This window comes from Acidobacteriota bacterium, assembly GCA_016716435.1.
Classification (GTDB): Bacteria; Acidobacteriota; Blastocatellia; order Pyrinomonadales; family Pyrinomonadaceae; genus OLB17.
Window position 1 is genome coordinate 616,952 of sequence record JADJWI010000003.1, and the last position, 19,325, is coordinate 636,276.

The window sequence follows — 19,325 nt, forward strand, 5'->3', positions numbered from 1 at the left end:
AATTAGCTTCCTTTCGTTTGCTCATTGATCACCTTATCGCGATAGGGTTGATCCACGCCTGCACGCTGCCGGTTATCCGCGTCGGGCCTAGGGTGAAGAACGACTCCCAGGCTTTGTCTCGTGCCATCTCGTCAAGTTTGAGGTTTTCGAGAATGTAGATCCCATTTTCGGCGAGAAGTATCTGATGAACCTCATAGAGTCCCGCATCCTTTTCAAATGGGATCACCTCGAAATTTGCTGTGTCAGCACCGACCGCGGCAACGCCCAGCGAGGCGAGATAGCGGGCTCCTTCACGGCCGAGGCCGGGATTAGCCGCGATGAATCGCTTGTCGTCCTTGCCCAAAAGGCTCATCCATCCTGTATAAAGTAGTACGATGTCGCCTTTTTCGATCGCTCTGAGGCCCTGCCGTTTCATTGCACCTTCGATCTCGGCCCGGTTAAAAGCGACGCCTTCCTTCACAATATCGGTTCCGAGATAGCCTGCCATGTCGAGCAAAACGGCTCGCGTAGCAATAGCCGGAACATTTTCGATCCCGAGTTTTGTAAGGCCGTCTACTCGAGAAAAGTCGTTTGCCTTGTTGCAGTTAAAATAAAGCCCGTCAATTCCTGCGTGACCCAGACCGTCGATTTGCGAACCGACGCCGATCCATCCCGTTATAAGGTCATCGTTAAAAGTCGTCTTCGTCGGCCCCCACGATGCACCGCCGGCCTGGTCCGGTTGTAACACTGTGAGCGAAAACGTGCGATGGCCATATGCCGCCGTGTTCTTATTGGTCTCAATACCGAGCCGATAGGCCTTTCCCGTCGTCACCAGTTTCGACGCGGCAAGCGTCTTCGCAGGGGTGACGTGGTTGATGTTCCCGATCTGATCGTTCGGGCCAAAATTTGACGCCGTTGGACACGGCTTTTCTTGAGCGAGCATTAGGCCCGCAAACATGGCAATGCCTACGATCGCCATCAGACCGTGATTCGATCGTCTTTTCATATTGTCTCCAGTTCTCAGACCTCGGGGTGCAAGTAGAACACCTTGCTGATGATCTTCCACTCGCCGTCGGTTTTGAGCAGCGTGAACATATCTGTGAACCGGTGGCCGGTCCAGTTGTCGAGTTCGAGGCGGACGGTGGCGATGGTGCCTTCGATATCGATGTTGGCGATGTTCGACTTCAATTCGGCTGCGGGGCCATTGCCGTCGATCCAATCGAAAAGGCCCTGGATCGGCCCGGCGATCAGATCTTCGCCAAGATAACCGTGGATGGTCGCGGTCGGGTGAAAGGCGGGCTGCATATCCGAGCTTTTGCCCGAAATGCCGCCACTAATGTAGGTGTCGATCACTTTAGCGATCGCTTCGCGTTCGCCAGACTGTGCTGATGCTGTTGTCATAATTTGCCTCCTGGGGAAAGACTGCTTTTACCCTATCCCATTTCCGGCTTAGCTGAAAGCGCCATAGCCATGGCGACCGATCGCGGCCGTCGCAAGATGCTATTCGTACCTGAGAGCGTCGATCGGGTGCAGATTTGCGGCCTTCCATGCGGGCCAGAGCCCGAAGCCGACTCCCATCGCCACCGAAACGCCAAAGCCGACGATCGGAGCCCAAAGCGGAACGTAAGTCGGCAGGAAAGTCTGGATTATAAGAGACAGTCCGATCCCGATCGCGATCCCGAGAATGCCGCCGAGGCCGGTCAGGGTCGCGGCCTCGATCAGAAACTGCGTGATGATGTCGATCTTTCTGGCGCCGATCGCCTTACGGATCCCGATCTCTTTGGTCCTTTCCGTAACGCTTACCAGCATGATGTTCATCACACCGATACCGCCGATCAAAAGGCCGACGCTTGAGATCGCCACCATCAAAAGAAAAACGCCGCCGGTGATCGCGCCGAATTGCTCGATTATCTGTTCCGAGGTCTGAACGCCGAAGTTGTCCGGTTTGCCTTGTTCAACGCCGCGGCGTTTCCGCAGAATTGTTCTCACTTCTTCGAGGGCCTCTTTCATACGGCCCGGCTTGGCGGTCGTCATTATGAAGCAGTCCTCATTGGCCGGGTAAAGCTGCTTGATGGTCTTGAACGGAAGATAAACGGCCTTGTTCTCGTTGTTCGGGTCCTCGGCTCCGACCAGAAAGATCTCACGTTCCTTCAAAACCCCGATGATGCGGTACTTTGTCCCTTCGATCTGGATGTCGTTCCCAAGGGCAACGCTCGTCGGGAAAAGGACATTGGCAACATCGTAGCCGATAACGGCGACCCGCTGGCGGCTGGCCTCTTCGTCGGGTGAAAAATAACGCCCTTCGGCGATCTCGGTCACACCCATCTTGAAATAGTCGGACGTCGTACCCTGAACCGTCGCGTTGGTCATCTCGATCTCTTTATTGCGGACATTGACCCGCTGGGTGAACGGGCCGCTCGTGAAATCGACCGGCGACATGAACGGGGCCGAAAGCTCGCACGACTCACACTCGGCACGGATAGCAATGGCATCTTCCTCAACGAGTGGCTTTCGGGTTCGTTCCTCGACCGAGGGTGTGAAGTTGAAACCGGGGTCGAACTTGAAGGCGTAGATCGAATTCGTCCCAAAGCTCTCGATCTCCTTTGAGACGCGGGAGTCTATCCCCGAAACGAATGCCGCGATGACGATGACGGTCGTCGTGCCGACCACAACGCCGAGAATGGTCAGAAACGACCGGAGCTTGTTCTGCCGGAGCGTATCGAACGCCATCAGGAGATTCTCTTTGAATTCCGCTCGTATCATTCGGGATCTACTCGCTCCGGAGTGCCTCTATCGGGTCGAGCCCGGCTGCCGTCCACGCCGGATAAACACCCGATGCGAGCCCAACCCCGCTTGAGACCAAGAATGCGGCGATGACCCAGCCAATCGGCAATGCCGTCGGTATCGGCGTAAGCGTCGCGACCAACTGCGACAAAAGAAATGCGATCGTGATGCCGATCGCTCCGCCCATCAGCGACAGCGTGACCGACTCCGCCAGGAACTGCTTCAGAATATCGCGGCGGCGGGCGCCGGTGCTCATTCGGATGCCGATCTCTTTGGTTCGCTCCGTTACGCTGACCAGCATGATGTTCATGATAACGATACCGCCGACGACCAGTGAGATCGATGTAACACCGATGGCCGCGACCTGAATGGTTCCGAAGATCTGATCACGAAGTTTGTTGATAGCTCCCGGAGTTACGATGCCGAAATTGTCCGCTTCGGAGGGACCGAGCTTGCGTCTCGTTCGCATCAGGGTCCGCACCTCGTCTGCCGCCTCAACGTATGCTTCCGGTGTTGTCGAACTGATGCTGATCGAGATGTTGCGGCGAAGCCCATTGATCGAAAGGAACGTCCTCAACGGGATCGCGACGTACATGTCGCGCGTTTGCCCGAAGGCGGTTCCGAGTTCTTTTCCGACTCCGATCACCTGAAACGTCCGGCCATCGACCTTTATTGTCTTGCCTATCGGTGAATCGTTTGGAAAGAGCTTTGCGGCCGCCTCGGAACCGAGAAACGCGACGTATCGCCGAGCTTCTTCATCCGAGGCCGAGAAGTAGCGGCCGTCAGCGGTTTCGATGTTCTCTATCTCGGCCAGATTCGGCGTATTTGCCTTGAGCTGTATCTTCTGGAGCGTCTCGTTGCCGAATTTGACGTCAGCGACCGATGCCGCCTTGCCCGCTGCGTCGCGGATAGTACGGCTTCCGGCAGCGAGTTCCTGCAGGGCCTCAAGATCATCAATATTAACGTCCTTGTTGCGGCGGCGTGCGGCATTGAGTGCTTCAACACTCGCGAAATCTTCGATCGAGTACTTTTGTACGGAGAATGCATTCGTGCCGATGTTCGCGATCTTATCATCAACATAGGCGTTGAAACCCTCGATGATCGAAACGACAACGATCACGGTCGCAACGCCGAAGATCACGCCGAGAAGTGTTAAGAATGAGCGGAGCTTGTTCCCGAGAATGGAACCGAATGCGATCCTTAATGCTTCGAACAACGACATAGGTTCCAGAGCGCCGCCGACTTCGCGGCTAAGATTTCATTACGAACGCAAGACCGTGGCGGTTTCAAGTGTCGCGAAGCGGCCGCGAGGTGACAACTACTGCATCGCCGGTGCGTACTTTCCCGGGCTCGACGACCTTTGCATTGATGCCTCGTAGGCTATGGCGGCGGCCGAAATCGGAATTGGCGAACTTCATCGCGTCGAGCCCGAAGCGTTCAACGAACTTCTTGCAGCCGGTGTGCGGAATGGCGGTCACTTCGATCACGGCGTCGCCAACTTTGATTCTGGTTCCGGGCGGGAGATTTTCGCCGCTCATGTCGAGATCAACAAAGAGCTGGTCACCGGCAAGCGGCATGCGCTCGCGGCTGCCCGCAATAAGCTCCGCAAAACGGCAGTTCATCAAATTAAGTTGCATCTCGGGATGTCCGAGCCCACTGTCCGTCCGTGAACTTCCGCGGGTCAGCCAGTTGTCGCCAACGAGGCCCACCTCGAGATCGAGTTCGCCTTCCTGAATGACCTCGCGGGCGTCGGTCGCCGGCCGACGGACGATCATCTCAAGTCGGCCTTCATCCTTCGGAGCGGCGAGTACATGATCGATCCTCGCTTCGATCTCGGCGGTGGTGAGCGTAATGATCTGATCGTTCTCGAAGGGTCTCATTTTGTTTCCAAGGTCAATCGCTCTGCGATCCGTTCAACAGACGGAACTCCGCCCGGGTAGAGCCGTCAGGAAGGAGCGGGGAATGGCGGCGTAGGCACCGGCTGGCCGAAAACATCGGAGCCGTTCACGAGTATTGTCGGCGTCGGATAGCCGACCCGGGGATCGTCGGATGCAAGCTCACTCTGATGGACGATCTCAAGTTTCGGCGGAGAGCCCATCGAGGCAAGGGCCTGCTCTAGAGCTTCGAGCATCTTGGGCGTGTTCCGGCAGCCATCGCGTGTCAGAAATTCGAGTTTTGCCATTTTTACCTCGCGACCATTGTCCGCCACGCTCTCGCCGGTTGGGCCCCATCGCATACAGCCGCCCAGTAGTATGCACAAGAATAGTATCGCTGAGAATCTGCCTGCACCCATATCGAGATTCTCAATCTTTCAGACGCTAATCACAACCGACCCCGGACACCGTTCCGACCAAAGGGAAAAGAAAAACGCGGAAGGCAAATTGCCTCCCGCGTTCTTTTGTGGACCTCTAGTGCTGCCTTAGGGCTCGATCTTGTAATCCGGCCAGCAGGCGGTCGGGTTTAGGTAGAGCTCGAGCATTTCCATTGCAAGAGCATTCGCCCGTGTGTTCGAGGCAACCGGCTGGTTCGGGTCGAGGATCTTAGAGACATGGTCGCGAATGCCTTCGAGGTGGATACGGGTCGTGCGGTCGGTGGTGTTTGCAAGTGCCCGTACGGCCATAGCGCTGATCTCGCGAAGCTCGGCACGATAGAACGCACGCTCATCGCCGCTCGACATAAACATCGCGGCAAAGCCGGGCGGGAGGTTCGCCGGAACCGTCACGGTGCCGTTGATCTTGTTATTTGCGATATCAAGATAAGAACGGTGCAGGTTGCGGCGATAGGCATCGACCACGACGTTCTGTCCGTTGAGTTCGGAGAAGACGCCGTTGCGGACATCCGCCAGGAACTCGGCCGGCTGATACGCGGCCGCACCGTCAAGCGCCTGCTGCTCGATGAGCCGTGCGAACCGTGAGCTTGAGAGCAGATTGTTGAGCACGCTGTTCTGTGCATTGCGGACGCGGTTGAGAGCTCCGAGCGGCTCGATGCGGCGGAGGATCTCCTTATCGAGTGCCCAGGTCGGCGTTTTGAAGGCATTCTCGTTGAGGAACGCGACTGCCTGTTTCTGCCGCATGTTAGGGATCAACTCGAAACGGACGCCGTTCTGCCCGATGTGCCGCTGCTGCGAGTTATAGCCACCGACGATCGCGGCAACGTGGTTGAGCTCAAGCGTCCATTGTCCGAGCATACGGCCGTAGAGCTCGGAAAGGTCGTTGTAGGGCTCGCCTTTTTGAGTTGTCGAGGCCGGGACTATGTAGCCGGCGACCCGCTTTAGATTGCGAATGCCAAGTTCGGTCGAGTAGATCGCATCGGCATCACCGACCGCTTCGGTCAGTTCGCCGGGGTCGCTTCCGGCCGAACCTGCTGTCGAGAAGCGGTACCACGGCGTTGCGTCCTGTTGACGTGCCCATTCGTCGAGCGTCGCTTTTTCGGCGTCGGAGTTCGTCGCTGTCGGGATCGGCTTATAGCCCCACATCGTAGCCCAAACGTCATAGGGGCCAATGCCCGGGACGAGGTCGGCGGGGTCGATCTTGTCTTCCGGCTGGGCGACATAGTTGAACCGCGAATAGTCCATCAGGGTCGAAACGTGGCCGTACTGCTTGACCCAGTTTCGGTCGCGGACCTTTTCGGCCGGGTACATCGAGCTCGCCTTCATATTGTGCTGGAAGCCGAGCGTATGGCCGACCTCGTGGGCAACGACATACTCGACAAGCGTTCCCATCAGGTCATCCGGCATCGGCAGCCGCTGTGCACGCGGGTCGTTCGGGCTCGCCTGAAGGAAGTACCACGAACGCTGGAGGTTCATGATGTTGTGATACATCTGGATGTCCGACTCGAGAATTTCGCCGGTCCGCGGGTCGTTGATGTGCGGGCCGGAGGCGTTCTCGATGGTCGAGGGCAGCCAGCGGATGACGCTGTAGCGAGCGTCCTCGGGGCTGAAGGTCGGATCCTCCGCGGCGGTCGGGGCCATCTTGGCGATGATCGCGTTCTTGAACCCGGCGGCCTCGAAGGCTTTCTGCCATTTCTCGACACCGCGTTTGGTGAACGGGATGAGCCATTTCGGCGTTGCCGAGTCGATGTAGTAAACGATCGGCTTTACCGGTTCGGAGATGGCTGCGTTCGGGTCCTTTTTCTCAAGCCGCCAGCGGGTGATGAACCGCCGCTGGGTCGCCTTGTGTTCGGGGCGGCCGTAGTCGATGTTGGAGACCGAGAAATAGCCGACACGTTCGTCAAAGAGCCGCGGCTGCATCGGGTTTTCCGGAAGCTTGACCATGCTGTGGTTGAGCACAACGGTCGCCGAGCCCGGACGCATTCCCTGATTGAAAGGACTGCCGCCGCCACCGCCCGGCGCGCCGGCCGGCGTGGGATTGCGGACGTAAGTGTGCGTCGCAACAGCCTCGATGTTCGTCGGATACGTTGCAATGCGTTCGATGTAAGAACGCGAGGCATCAAGCGTATTTGCTTGCAGACGCTGGCGTGCCGAAAGCTCCGTCAGGTCGGTCGTGAAGAGCCGCGTTACGTCAATAACGGCGGCTTCATTCGGGCCCCAGGCCGCGACCGGGAATGCCATTAGGATAACGTCCTCATTTGCTGCGGCCACGGCCTGTGCGATCGGCTGATTGCGGTCGGCGACGATGTCGTAGCTGATGCTGCGAAGATTGATCTTGTTATCAACCCGCTCCCAGCGGACGACGCGGCGGCCGAGTGCCTGGCCGCCATAGCCGACGCCGAGGGTCGTGCGGGCGATCTGCGTCACCCACAAAAACTCTTTGTTGATCTCGGCGGCCGGGATCTCGTAAAAGAATTTGTCCTTTATCTTATGAACCTTGAAGACGCCGTCTTTCGACACCGCATCTTTGGTAATTACCTGATCATAGGGTTTCGGGTCCTGGTCAGCTCCCGGACGCGCTCCGGGCATTCCGGGACGCTGCGGGCCGGCGGGCGTTTCGGCCGGTGTCGGCGGCGGGTCTTGGGCAAATACGCCAATGCTGCCCGAGAACGCAATGATCCCGATAAGCAGAAAAGCGAGTGTGGTCCTTCTCATTTAGTGATGCTCCTTAACTAGTTTTGCATGGGTGAAGCTGCATACCGCCCGGCTTTCTTAAGGCAATTTGCCGCGGAAAGCTGCTGCCACTCCGGCCTTTGCGGGTAAAAGCGAGGTATAGCACTCGCGAGGGTATGTTCGCAACAGTGAACGTGTAATTACGAGCAGGAGCGGGGCTTGGTTTCAGCAGCAGCCGGAAATAAGTTGACTTTGCCGGGCAGGCGGGACTAAGATAGCGACAATTCTTACGCAAAGCTCAGGCGAAGCACCGCCCCGCAATCTTTTTCATATATTCAGAAAGGGAAGGAGGAGCCTGAGAAATGAAGAAAAACCTGGTACTTTCCGTGATCTCGATCACGCTATGCCTGCTTTTGGGCGTTGCGGTCTATCGGACGGTGGAGTTCGTCAGCTCGCTGATACTCGATAATCTCACAAATTGCGAAAACAGCGGCCGAACGAACTGCCGCGAAGAGGCCCAAGAGCATCCGTTTTACAACGAAAGACGGTAACGTTGATTCCACACGCGATCGCCTGAGGACGCATCTGCGTATTTGAACTGTGAATTCTGCGGTAGTGCGCGGCGATCTTGCAGGAAGTGCCACAAAAGAAACAAACCCGCGGAATTGAGAAGATCAGCCGATCTTCCGGCTGACCCTTCCTTAATCCTTAAACCTTAAATTCGGCCTCAACGGATCATGCCATCAATGTGAAAGCTGGATCGTGATCGCCGGGACCGCATTGCCGACCTTTCGTTCAAACTTTGAAAGACAAAGTACAAGCTCTCGCAAAACACCCCAATTTGCCATGTCGGCCTCTTTCAATGCCGGGCCGATCTTTTTCATAAATTCGTGGCCCGGGTTATCGCCGGGATCGAATTTGTATTCGCCGTTGCCGCCGGTATCGGGCCAGAGAATGTGCGACTCCCGGGCAGAGACGAAGATCCACCCCTCGCGGGCCTTTGGCTTCATCGCCAAAAACGAAACGGCGTTGTTCAGAAGATGCAGAAACTGCATCGTCGCCATTGCGTTCATCGCATCAATGATCCCCACTGAGGGCTGCGCGATGTCGATTCCGGTCGCTATCGCACCCATTTTGGTCGGCTCCATGGCCTGTAGTTTGCCGAGTACCTCGACGACCTTGAAATCGCTGTCGTCAAGGCAATCGTCCCTGGTGTAATGAAAGTTATTTGTGCCTGCCGCAAAGATACTGAATCCCATAGCTATCCTCCGTAGAATTTGGTCAAGAATGAGACGAGTATCCCGTCAAGTTTTGCCGAACTGCGATCGCTCAGATCGTGAATTCAGCGATGACCGGTGCGTGGTCGCTTGGGCGTTCGAGCTCTCGGGTCGAGCGGTCAATTATGCAATCGGTACACTTCTCGGCCAAGGCCGGCGAGGTCCAGATGTAGTCGATGCGCAGGCCGCGGTTCCGCTGCCACGCCCCTTCGCGATAATTCCACCATGAGAACTCCTGTGCATCGCCATTGATCTTTCGAAAAGCGTCGACAAAACCCCATTGCTTTACGTGGTACATCGCGGCCCGTTCGGGCTTTGAGAAATGGAGCTTTCCTTCCCATTGCTGGATGGTCCAGACGTCGAGGTCCTCCATCGCGACGTTGAAATCGCCGCAGAGAAGTACGTCGCTCTCCGCCGAACAGGTGTCGTCAAAGAACTGGCGAAGCCGCTGAAGCCAATCGAGCTTGAAGGTGAACTTGTCGGTCCAGAGCTCGGTTCCGTTCGGGATATAAGTGTTGACGATGCGGACGCCATTGACAGTCCCGGCGATCAGGCGCTTTGGCGATTCGTCGTCGTCATCGGGAAAGCCCTTGACCACGTCCGAGATCTCGTGTTTCGAGAGGATCGCGACGCCGTTGTAAGACTTCTGGCCAAAGAACTCGGCCTTGTATCCCGCCTCGGTGATCGCGGCAAACGGGAAATTTTCGTCAACGCACTTCGTCTCCTGCAGGCAAACAACGTCCGGCCCCGCACGCTCCAGCCAATCACGCAGATGCTCCATTCGCGCGTTTATCGAATTAACGTTCCAGGTCGCGATCTTCATTTCATTACTTTTACCACAAAGAACACAAAGAACACAGAGATCGGCCTTATCGCGTCTTATCGCGAGTTGCGTTCCCAGAAGATGCCGTCGGCGAGGCCCTGGATGGCCTTGTCGGTTTCGGCGAGTTCGAGGCGTTTGGCGGCGAGGAGGCAATACTCTTCGTCGGATTCGATGGCCGTGAAATGCCGGCCCAGCTTTCGGGCGACGACCGCCGTCGTGCCGCTCCCGGCAAATGGATCGAGGACGCTATCGCCTTCATTGGTCGAGGCAAGGATGATCTTGGCAAGGAGTTTTTCGGGTTTCTGCGTCGGGTGATCGGTGTTCTCGGGCATCGACCAGAATGGCACGGTGATGTCGGTCCAGATGTTTGAGGGGTGCGTATCGCGAAAGTTCCCGTCGGCGGTTTCTGTCCAATCTTTTGGCTTGCCTTCTTCGCGATACGGAGCGAGCACGCGGCGACGCTGCTTGACCGCGTCGAGGTTAAATGTGTATTTGTCCGAGCCGGTAAAGAACCAGATATCCTCGGCGGCGTTTTTCCAGTTTGCCTTCGCTCCGCGGCCTTTTTCGCGTTCCCAGGTGATGCGGTTGCGGAGCTTGAAATATCGAGAGCCGGCCCGCTGGATCGCCGCCGAGCTCCGCCAATCGCCGCAGATATAGATGCTTGCTGTCGGAGCAAGGAGCGGTGCCGCGAGCTTCAGCCACGAGTCGAGCCACGCCTCATAAAGCTCATCATCCGTCCGGCGAAACTGCGAGCCGCCAAAGGTTTTCGAGAGGTTATAAGGCGGATCGGCAAATAGGAGATGGATCGAGCCGGCCGCGATCCGCGGCAATTCGGCGAACGCGTCGCCGCAGATGATTCGCGAGCCATCTGCATCAACCGAACCTATCGCCCGGCTAAGGCGTTCGCGTTCCTCGGGCATCACCTCAAGCGTTCGGTTGCGAGGTGCCCGCTGTTTCTGAAGATCGAGTCCTTTCGTCACCAGACAAGTTTAACCCTAATTCGTCTTTCTTATGATCGAGATCGATCCGTCGCGCTCGAGGTATGCGGCCTTGATCTCGTCGATATCTTCGACGTTTCCATTTTCGCGGCACGCCGGCCTTAGTTCCGCGAGGGTCACCTTACTTTTCTCGAGCGCTTCTTCGATCGCTTTACCGTCTTCGACCAGCTTCCGACTATCTTGTTCGACCGCGTCCTCAAAGCCGCCCGAAAAATACGAGACCGATGCGAAAGCCCAGTGAACACTCAGAAGAACGCCTATTACGATCAGCATGTTCAAAATGCTGATCGAGCCTGTGATCGCTCGGGCCATCACCGAACCGACCACAAAACCCAATATAATGTCGATCGCCGAGAAGTCGCCCATGAACCGTCGCTTTGCCAGGCGGACAAGAATATAGGCGATGATATAAACGACGACGGTTCGAACAGCGATCTGCCACGGCGAAAGATTTGCATATTCCTGCTCGACGCCGACCAGCCAGAGAAACCCGTCAATGATCGAATTCTCCATAATCTAAATATTACATAATGTCGGAAGAATGGGTGTCGCCCACGGAACGCTTGACCCTTAAAATAGCGCGTGATAGTCTTTCTTGTTTTGAGACACAAGCGATAAACAGCTCTTTTATTTAGCAGTACTTTTTAATATTTAATATGTTTTTGCTGGCCTTTGCCCAATCGATCCAGCTTTTTCCGGACGGCACTCTATTCATCCACATCGCGCTCATACTCGTGATGATATGGGCGCTCAACCGCACGTTTTTCAAGCCGATCAATCAGGTGATCGCCAAGCGCATGCGCCAGAAGGCCGGCCGCGGCGGCGAGGCCGATGACATCCTGCGCGACGTTGAGGAAAAGAACAAGCAATACGACAAGAAGCTGCTCGCGGCACGCACGAAGAGCTACGAGATGATCGAGCAGGAACGCGAAGCGGCCGTTGCGGCGCGCCAAGCGGCGATCGACAGTGCGAGGGCCGAGGCGTCGGCTTATCTCAACAAGGAGCATGCCGACCTCGATAAAGAGCGGTCCGAGGCAAAGGTAACGGTTGCCCTTGATGCTCACAAGATGGCGGAACAAATAACCGCGACGATCCTGAAGGGATAGTATGTTTTCCTTTTTACTCACAGGTTTATTGCTTTTCGCGGGCGGCGGCGGCACGGGTGCCTCGCCCGAGTGGTGGGATAAGTACATCAATTTCCCGGGCTTTGAGATCTGGCGTTTTGTAAACTTGGCGATCTTCGTCGGCGTTCTGACTTACCTGCTCAAGAAGCCGCTTTCTGAGGCCTTTAAGGCACGCCGCGAGGTTATCCGGGCCGAGCTGATCAAAGCCGAAGAGGCAAAGAAGGCCGCACTCGCAAAGCTGACCGAGGTCGAGACGAAGCTTGCCGGTGCGGATGCCGAGATCGACCAGATCAATCGCGAAGCGACGCGTGACGTCGAGGCCGAAAAGACAAGGCTGATGGCCCAGGCCGAGGCCGAAGCCAAGAAGCTTAAGCAGCAGGCCGAGAACGAATCTGTGCGTGTGCATCAGGTGGCCCAGCTCGAGCTTCGCCGCTTTGCCGCCGAGGAAAGCCTCCGCGTCGCCGAAGAGAAACTTCGCGAGCGTGTTACGCCCGAGACCGACAACCGGCTCGTCAAGGAAGGAATTGCCGCGATCGGAGGGTTGAACTGAAATGAGTAGTGTTGAAACAGTTGCACGCCGCTACGCGACAGCCCTTGCCGATGTGGTCGAAAAGACCGGCGAGGCCGATTCGATCCGCGCGGAATTGAGGACCTGGGAGGCGATGATCGCCTCAAATGCCGACCTCAGCAATGCCTTTGGCAATCCGTCGATCGCACACCTGAAAAAGGAAGCCGTGCTCGAAAAGCTGATCGCACGGGCAAAGCCTTCGCGGACGACCTCGAATTTTCTCCGCGTTCTATTGCGGAACGGCAGGATCAATGAACTTGCTCAGGTCGGCACGAAGTTCGATTCGGTCATCGAGGAACGCCGCGGGATCGTGCATGGGACGGTTACCTCGGCCCACGACCTCTCAGCGGCCGAAAATGCCGAGCTTAAGGCGGCTCTCGAAAAGGTAACGGGCAAGACCGTTAATCTTACATACAGCAATGATAAGGACCTGATCGGCGGCGTCGTTGCCCGGATCGGCTCCACGGTTTATGACAGCTCGGTTAAGACCCAGCTTGCGACTTTAAGAGAAAGACTTTTAGAAAGGTAGGCATTCTCCGGCGTTCGAGGCTTCTTGGCCCGGCGGGCGGAAATAAATAACTTATATGGAAGCGATAAAAGCTAACGAGATCAGTGAGATCATCCGTGCCCAGATCGAAGATTTCGATGCAAGCATGAAGGTTGACGAGGTCGGGTCGGTCATCAAGGTCGGCGACGGCATTGCCGAGATCTACGGCCTTGAAAAGGTAATGGCCGGCGAACTTCTTGAGTTTGACCATGGCGTCCGCGGCCTTGCACTCAACCTCGAGGAAGACAAGGTCGGCTGCGTGCTCTTCGGCGATTTCCAGAAGATCAAAGAAGGCGACGAAGCCAAGCGCACCAAGCGCATCATGAGCGTGCCGGTCGGCGATGCAATGGTCGGCCGCGTGGTCGATGCACTCGGCAACGCCATTGACGGTAAGGGAGAGATACTGACCGACCAGTTTTACCCGGTCGAAAGTATCGCTCCCGGCATCATCGACCGCCAGCCGGTTAAAGAGCCGCTCCAAACTGGCCTCAAGGCCATCGATGCGATGGTCCCGATCGGCCGCGGACAGCGTGAGCTGATCATCGGCGACCGCCAGACGGGCAAGACCGCCGTTGCGATCGACACCATCATCAACCAAAAGGGCAAGGACGTCATCTGTATCTACGTCGCAATCGGCCAGAAGGCCTCGACCGTTGCGCAGGTCCGCCAGAAGCTCGAAGAATACGGTGCGATGGACTACACGATCATCGTCAACGCCTCGGCTTCGGATCCGGCAGCTATGCAGTTCCTCGCTCCTTATTCGGGATGCGCGATGGGCGAATACTTCCGCGACAATGGCCGCCATGCTCTGACGATCTACGACGATCTTTCGAAGCAGGCTGCCGCATATCGCGAGATCTCGCTTCTGCTCCGGCGTCCTCCGGGCCGAGAAGCATACCCCGGCGACGTTTTCTATCTACACTCACGCCTGCTCGAGCGTGCTGCAAAGATGTCGGACAAACGCGGCGGCGGTTCGCTGACAAGCTTGCCGATCATCGAAACACAGGCCGGCGATATCTCGGCATATATTCCGACCAACGTCATCTCGATCACGGACGGGCAGATCTTCCTTGAGTCCGACCTCTTCAACTCGGGCGTCCGGCCGGCGATCAACGTCGGTAACTCGGTTTCCCGCGTTGGCGGTTCGGCACAGATCAAGGCGATGAAGTCGGTTGCCGGTACGCTCCGCATCGACCTCGCCCAGTACCGCGAGCTTGCGGCCTTTGCCCAGTTCGGATCGGACCTCGATAAATCGACGCAGTCGCAGCTCGAACGCGGCAAGCGGCTGACCGAGATCCTAAAGCAGGGCCAGTATCAGCCGATGGAGGTCGAGGACCAGGTGATCATCATCTGGACCGTTACCAACGGCTTTGCCGACGACGTTGCGGTCGAAGACCTGAAGGAATTTGAATCCCAGCTTCATTCCTATATGAAGAACACGCAGCCGGGTGTGATGAACGGCCTGCGGGAAAAGAAGGCCCTTGACGACGCTCTGAAGGCCGAGCTTAAGGAAGCGATCGAAGACTTCAAGGCGACCCGCTGGGGCAAGGAAGAAGCCGGAGCGGCAGCAGCATAGCAATTAGAAATTCCAAATTCCAAATTCCAGATTCGGGGTACTTTAGGGTCTGAATCTGGAATCTGGAATCCGGAATCTGGAATCTAAAGAAATGGCAAGTCTTTTGGACATGCGCCGGCGAATTAAGTCGGTCAAAAACACGCAGCAGATCACCAAGGCGATGAAGATGGTGGCGGCGGCAAAGCTTAAGCGGGCACAGGACCGCGTTATTGCCTCACGCCCGTTTGCCAAGAAGATGTCTGAGGTGCTCGGCAGCCTGAGTGCGCGAGTTTCGGATGATTTTTCGCATCCGCTCTTGGAAGAGCGTGGTGACATGAATTATCTCCTCGTGCTCGTTACGGCAGACAAGGGCCTCGCCGGTGCCTTCAACGCAAACGTCATCAAGGCCGCCCAGGCATTCATCGCCGATAACCCCGGAAAGAATATCCGGATGATGCCGGTCGGCCGCAAGGGCCGCGACTTTTTCAAGCGACGCGAGATGGACCTCACCTCGGAGTACGTCGGCATCACAGGCGCGGGAACGGTGCGATACACCGACGCCGCCGAGATCGGCCAGGATGTGATCAAGACCTTTACCGAGGACGAGACGATCGACAAGGTCTTTCTTATCTTTACCGAGTTCAAGACCGTACTTTCGCAAAAGCCGATCGTCGAGCAGCTTTTGCCGATCCCGAAGATCGCTTCCGAAGGCGCGAGCGAAGAAGCGGGCGAGGCCGAATATATCTATGAGCAGCCGCCGGCCGAGATCTTCGGCAAGCTGCTGCCCAAGCAGGTCGAGACACAGATCTACCGCTCAATGCTCGAATCCGTCGCCTCGGAACAGGGCTCGCGGATGACGGCAATGGATTCGGCCTCAAAGAACGCCGGCGAACTCATCGACTCGCTAACGCTCAATATGAACCGCATCCGCCAGGCGGCGATCACCAAGGAGATCATCGAGGTCGTCTCCGGCGCCGCGGCTCTCTAACGCACCTTGCATTTTCATCAGAAAAGCTGTCTTTCGGGGCAGCTTTTCTTTTTCTCTTCTGAATGGCCTTAGCCCGGGTTGCCACCTGACGCGCAAACGAGAGGCTATTGAAATCAGGGTCGTTTTCGCATATGCTAGGCGTGCTTTTCGCATTCTCGTTACTCAAAAGACAAGAAAACGGAGGACCATATGTTTCTAGGAATCGGCGCTTTGTTGATGTTGATCTGCATAATTTGGTTCGTAGTACTCAGTGTTCAAACCGGTGCAAGCACGGGTGAAAAGGTGATCTGGGCGGTCGTTAACCTGCTCTTTCAACCCTTGGCGGGAATCATTTTCTTTTTCGTCAAGAAGCAAGGGCTTGTTCCGATGATCCTCGGCATCATCGGCGTGGTCTTTTACGGCTATGGCTTTACGACCTCGATGGGCGAGATCATGAGCACGATGCCATAGGATGAGCTTTTCGGATAAGTTGTCTTACAGGTGGCGCGAGCGGTTTTTCCGCTACGCGCCGCTTTTTGTTTGGCTTGGGGTGATCGCCTGGCTTTCGTCGGATTCGGGGGCGATGAGCGAGACCTCGCGGTTCGTCCGCCCGATCTTGCGGTTTCTTTTCTCCGAGGCGAGCGAGGAGACAATCCTGACGCTCCACGGGCTGGTTCGCAAATCGGCCCATGTTTTTGTTTATTCGATCCTCGCCTTTCTCGCTGCCCGGGCGCTTTTGGGGACTTCGCTGGCAGCCATCCGGCGACGCTGGGCCGCGGCGGCCATCGGACTGGTCTTCCTTATCGCCTCGCTCGATGAACTGAACCAAAGCTACTCCGGCGGCACACGCACCGGCTCAATATGGGACGTCGCCCTCGACACCGTAAGCGGAGCCGCCGCCATCGGCATCATCTATCTCCTCCTAAACCGCCCGTTCATAAAAAAACTTATCGGCAGCGGCTGATCGGGCGAAACTATCTACCGGCGACAGGCGGCCATTCATTGGCGGTGAGCGCCGAATTACTTCCAATTGATCGAACTTTGTGGCATAGTCTGACGTTAGAAATATCATAAGGAGACGTCTGAATGAGCATAGTTGATAAGGTAAAGGAAGCCGCGATGAATCAGTTCATCGAGGTCATCGAATGGCTTGATGAATCAAGGGATACGCTGCTCTACCGATTTCCGGTTTATCAGCAGGAGATCAAGAACGGAGCCCAGCTTATCGTCCGCGAATCGCAAGCGGCCGTTTTTGTTTTCGAAGGCCAGGTGGCGGACGTCTTCACACCCGGCCGATACACGGTAGAAGGCGGCAATACGCCGATCCTTTCGAAGCTCGGCGCTTGGAAATATGGCTTCAATTCGCCGATCAAGGCCGAGGTATATTTTGTCAACACGAAGCAGTTCACGGATATGAAATGGGGCACCTCGAACCCGATAATGCTCCGCGACTCTGACTTCGGCATTGTCCGGCTACGTGCGTTTGGCGCTTACAGCCTGCGGGTTGCGGATCCGGCCGGCTTTATTCGCGAGATCGCCGGAACGAACGGCCATTTCCAGACCGAGGACATCGACGGGCAGCTAAAGCGGGCGATCGTTTCGGAGTTTTCAGACGCCATCGGCGAGATGAAGATTCCGGCGCTCGACCTTGCGGCGCAGTATAAAGAGATCGGCGAGGCCATCCGGGCGAAGATCAACGAAGATTTCAATTCTTGGGGGCTTGAGGTCACCAAGTTTTACGTCGAGAACATCTCGCTTCCGCCCGAGGTCGAAGCGGCGATGGACAAGCGTGCCTCGATGGGTGCACTTGGCAACGTTCAGACCTACGCTCAATTTCAGGCGGCGGACGCAATGCGCGATGCGGCCCAGAATGAAGGCGGCGGTGCGGGACTCGGTGCCGGACTCGGCGCCGGATTTGCCGTCGGCGGCCATATGGCAAACGCGTTCACTGCAAATCAACCCGGCGGTCCGGGCGGCGGCGGAACTTCGGCGGCCGGAGTTGCCTGCCCGAGCTGCGGAAAGCAGAACGCGGCGGGTGCCAAGTTTTGTGCCGATTGCGGCGGCAAGATGGAGGTAGCTCAGGTGCCCTGCGTCAAGTGCGGTGCTAATCTCCGTGAGGGTGCGAAGTTCTGTTCGGAGTGCGGCTCCTCGCAAGAGAAAGCGAAGTGCACCGGCTGCCAGGCCGAGCTCGCTGCGGGTGCTAAGTTCTGCCCCGAGTGCGGCACCAAAACACCAGAGGCCGCATAGGCCTTAGTTTAGTAGACTCTTTCGTCCTCCGCGTTTTGCCCCAAAACTAAACGCGGAGGACGCTTAGTTTTTCCCCGAGATTGCGCAAAGATATAGATGTTTTCAGGAGCGATAAAATGCCAATAAGCCCAGAACTGCTAGAGATTCTCCGCTGCCCAAAGTGCAAGGCGGAGGTGAAGATCAACCAAGAGGAAACCAAGATCACCTGCCAGAATCCGGAGTGCCGGCTGGTCTATCCGGTGCGGGATGAGATACCGGTGATGCTGGTTGACGAGGCAACAGTTGGGGAATGAAAAATGATAATTGATAGATGATATTTGCTTTGGCGTTCTCATTTATCACTTACCGAATGAGCATTGACTGGCAGAAAGTAGATCGCGTTCTCGTCATCCGGCTTCGCTCGATCGGCGATACGGTGCTCGCAACGCCCTCGCTTGATGCGCTCCGCCGTCACTTGCCCAAGGCGCAGATCGACATTCTTCTCGAAGATTGGGTCGCGCCGCTGCTCGAGGGTTTTGACGCTATCGATAACGTCATCGCCGTCGGCCGCACGGGTCTTGAGCGGATGCGGACCGCCCGTCGGCTTCGAAGAACGAGATACGACGTCGTCTTCAATCTCCACGGTGGAACAACCTCGACCTTTTTCACTCGGGCGACCGGTGCCCGGAACCGCATCGGCTACGCGAACTATCAATACGCAAAGTTTTACACCGAACTGCTAACTTCCTCGGCGGACTTTTGGCAACGAACGCCAACACATTCCGCCGAGCAGCAGCTCGCATTGCTCGGTTTTGCCGGCATCCCGGTCTCGGACAGGCCGCCGAGCCGCTTGCCGATAGCCGCCGCAGCTGTTGAATCGATCGAGCAACGTCTTGCGAATTCGGCACTCCGAATTCCGCGTTCCGAATTTGTTCTTCTCCATCCCTCGACTGCTTTCTTCACAAAGCAATGGCCGACGGAAAACTTCGCCCGACTGGCAGAGCATCTTGCTGAAAAGGGAATCGCGGCGGTCGCGGTGACCTCGAAGAATGAATCGGACGTGCTCAGAGATCTGATCGACGCCGCTGCAGTTCCGATCACCGGGTTTGACGACCTAAGTCTGCCGGAGATCTCGGCACTCGCCTCGCGGGCGAAGCTCTTCGTCGGAAACGACAGCGGCATCGCCCACATCGCGGCGGCGGTCGGAACGCCGACGGCCGTCATATTTGGCTCTTCCAACCGCGACCACTGGCGCCCCTGGGGCCCGACACCGAACGAGCTCGTCTTTGAGGAATTTGCTTGCCAACCTTGTCCCGGCTACCGCTGCGAGGCCTTCGGCGAACCGCGATGCATACTCTCGATCCCGCCTGAGCGTGTGATCGCGGCCTGTGAGCGTTTGCTTGGCGAATGAGTTAAAATCTCCTCCATTGAGCAATATTTCAGAAGATATACACGGCACCATCAACCCGAACGAT

The 19,325-nt window shown here is 56.7% G+C and carries 22 protein-coding genes; 11 read left to right on the top strand and 11 right to left on the bottom strand.

Translation table 11 applies throughout. From position 1 onward, the window contains the following. Positions 1 to 28: 28 nt before the first annotated feature. The 7 genes from IPM21_06215 to IPM21_06245 all read right to left on the bottom strand — a co-directional run bounded on the left by IPM21_06215 (position 29) and on the right by IPM21_06245 (position 7,807). Positions 29 to 958, bottom strand: coding sequence for a cyclase family protein (locus IPM21_06215; protein ID MBK9163501.1), 930 nt, complete (start codon positions 956 to 958; stop codon positions 29 to 31). 41 nt (positions 959 to 999) lie between these two features. Next, positions 1,000 to 1,380, bottom strand: coding sequence for a nuclear transport factor 2 family protein (locus IPM21_06220; GenBank protein MBK9163502.1), 381 nt, complete (start codon positions 1,378 to 1,380; stop codon positions 1,000 to 1,002). A 99-nt stretch (positions 1,381 to 1,479) separates the two neighbouring features. Beyond that, on the bottom strand, positions 1,480 to 2,742 hold the full coding sequence (locus IPM21_06225; GenBank protein MBK9163503.1) for an ABC transporter permease: 1,263 nt from the start codon (positions 2,740 to 2,742) through the stop codon (positions 1,480 to 1,482). Between the two features lie 7 nt (positions 2,743 to 2,749). After that, positions 2,750 to 3,985: an ABC transporter permease gene (locus IPM21_06230; GenBank protein MBK9163504.1), complete on the bottom strand. Its 1,236-nt coding sequence runs from the start codon at positions 3,983 to 3,985 to the stop codon at positions 2,750 to 2,752. A gap of 64 nt (positions 3,986 to 4,049) precedes the next feature. After that, a complete protein-coding gene (locus IPM21_06235; protein ID MBK9163505.1) occupies positions 4,050 to 4,643 on the bottom strand; it encodes an MOSC domain-containing protein in 594 nt (197 codons plus the stop codon). Between the two features lie 65 nt (positions 4,644 to 4,708). Continuing rightward, positions 4,709 to 4,945 carry a hypothetical protein gene (locus tag IPM21_06240; GenBank protein MBK9163506.1) on the bottom strand — a complete coding sequence of 79 codons (237 nt, stop codon included), beginning with the start codon at positions 4,943 to 4,945 and terminating at the stop codon, positions 4,709 to 4,711. 237 nt (positions 4,946 to 5,182) lie between these two features. Continuing rightward, positions 5,183 to 7,807: a zinc-dependent metalloprotease gene (locus IPM21_06245; GenBank protein MBK9163507.1), complete on the bottom strand. Its 2,625-nt coding sequence runs from the start codon at positions 7,805 to 7,807 to the stop codon at positions 5,183 to 5,185. 320 nt (positions 7,808 to 8,127) lie between these two features. On the opposite strand from IPM21_06245, the gene IPM21_06250 reads away from it, so the two are divergent. Then, entirely contained in the window at positions 8,128 to 8,316 is a 189-nt protein-coding gene (locus IPM21_06250; GenBank protein MBK9163508.1) for a hypothetical protein, read from the top strand. Positions 8,317 to 8,508: 192 nt separating this feature from the next. Here IPM21_06250 and IPM21_06255 read toward each other — a convergent pair whose 3' ends face one another. The 4 genes from IPM21_06255 to IPM21_06270 form a co-directional block, all read right to left on the bottom strand. Next, positions 8,509 to 9,024: a hypothetical protein gene (locus IPM21_06255; GenBank protein MBK9163509.1), complete on the bottom strand. Its 516-nt coding sequence runs from the start codon at positions 9,022 to 9,024 to the stop codon at positions 8,509 to 8,511. 70 nt (positions 9,025 to 9,094) lie between these two features. Beyond that, entirely contained in the window at positions 9,095 to 9,865 is a 771-nt protein-coding gene (gene xth, locus IPM21_06260; protein ID MBK9163510.1) for an exodeoxyribonuclease III, read from the bottom strand. 56 nt (positions 9,866 to 9,921) lie between these two features. Next, positions 9,922 to 10,785 carry a site-specific DNA-methyltransferase gene (locus IPM21_06265; GenBank protein ID MBK9163511.1) on the bottom strand — a complete coding sequence of 288 codons (864 nt, stop codon included), beginning with the start codon at positions 10,783 to 10,785 and terminating at the stop codon, positions 9,922 to 9,924. Between the two features lie 75 nt (positions 10,786 to 10,860). Further along, positions 10,861 to 11,376 (bottom strand): DUF421 domain-containing protein, encoded by a 516-nt coding sequence (locus IPM21_06270; protein ID MBK9163512.1) that lies wholly within the window; start codon positions 11,374 to 11,376, stop codon positions 10,861 to 10,863. Positions 11,377 to 11,519: 143 nt separating this feature from the next. Between IPM21_06270 and IPM21_06275 the strand changes: the two genes are divergently transcribed. From IPM21_06275 to IPM21_06320, 10 genes are all read left to right on the top strand, one after another. Continuing rightward, entirely contained in the window at positions 11,520 to 11,969 is a 450-nt protein-coding gene (locus tag IPM21_06275; protein ID MBK9163513.1) for an ATP synthase F0 subunit B, read from the top strand. Position 11,970: 1 nt separating this feature from the next. After that, the gene (locus IPM21_06280) at positions 11,971 to 12,537 is read left to right on the top strand and encodes an ATP synthase F0 subunit B (protein MBK9163514.1); all 567 of its coding nucleotides are present in this window, start codon (positions 11,971 to 11,973) and stop codon (positions 12,535 to 12,537) included. A 1-nt stretch (position 12,538) separates the two neighbouring features. Continuing rightward, a complete protein-coding gene (gene atpH / locus IPM21_06285) occupies positions 12,539 to 13,084 on the top strand; it encodes an ATP synthase F1 subunit delta (GenBank protein MBK9163515.1) in 546 nt (181 codons plus the stop codon). Between the two features lie 55 nt (positions 13,085 to 13,139). Next, positions 13,140 to 14,678 carry a F0F1 ATP synthase subunit alpha gene (locus IPM21_06290; protein ID MBK9163516.1) on the top strand — a complete coding sequence of 513 codons (1,539 nt, stop codon included), beginning with the start codon at positions 13,140 to 13,142 and terminating at the stop codon, positions 14,676 to 14,678. A 91-nt stretch (positions 14,679 to 14,769) separates the two neighbouring features. Next, complete coding sequence (gene atpG / locus IPM21_06295) at positions 14,770 to 15,645, top strand: ATP synthase F1 subunit gamma (GenBank protein ID MBK9163517.1); 876 nt, start codon at positions 14,770 to 14,772, stop codon at positions 15,643 to 15,645. A 189-nt stretch (positions 15,646 to 15,834) separates the two neighbouring features. Beyond that, positions 15,835 to 16,095: a hypothetical protein gene (locus IPM21_06300; protein ID MBK9163518.1), complete on the top strand. Its 261-nt coding sequence runs from the start codon at positions 15,835 to 15,837 to the stop codon at positions 16,093 to 16,095. A gap of 1 nt (position 16,096) precedes the next feature. Then, the gene (locus tag IPM21_06305; protein ID MBK9163519.1) at positions 16,097 to 16,588 is read left to right on the top strand and encodes a VanZ family protein; all 492 of its coding nucleotides are present in this window, start codon (positions 16,097 to 16,099) and stop codon (positions 16,586 to 16,588) included. 155 nt (positions 16,589 to 16,743) lie between these two features. Then, positions 16,744 to 17,871 (top strand): SPFH domain-containing protein, encoded by a 1,128-nt coding sequence (locus IPM21_06310; GenBank protein ID MBK9163520.1) that lies wholly within the window; start codon positions 16,744 to 16,746, stop codon positions 17,869 to 17,871. A 116-nt stretch (positions 17,872 to 17,987) separates the two neighbouring features. After that, positions 17,988 to 18,164, top strand: coding sequence for a Trm112 family protein (locus IPM21_06315; GenBank protein MBK9163521.1), 177 nt, complete (start codon positions 17,988 to 17,990; stop codon positions 18,162 to 18,164). Positions 18,165 to 18,181: 17 nt separating this feature from the next. Further along, the gene (locus IPM21_06320) at positions 18,182 to 19,261 is read left to right on the top strand and encodes a glycosyltransferase family 9 protein (protein ID MBK9163522.1); all 1,080 of its coding nucleotides are present in this window, start codon (positions 18,182 to 18,184) and stop codon (positions 19,259 to 19,261) included. Positions 19,262 to 19,325: the final 64 nt, after the last annotated feature.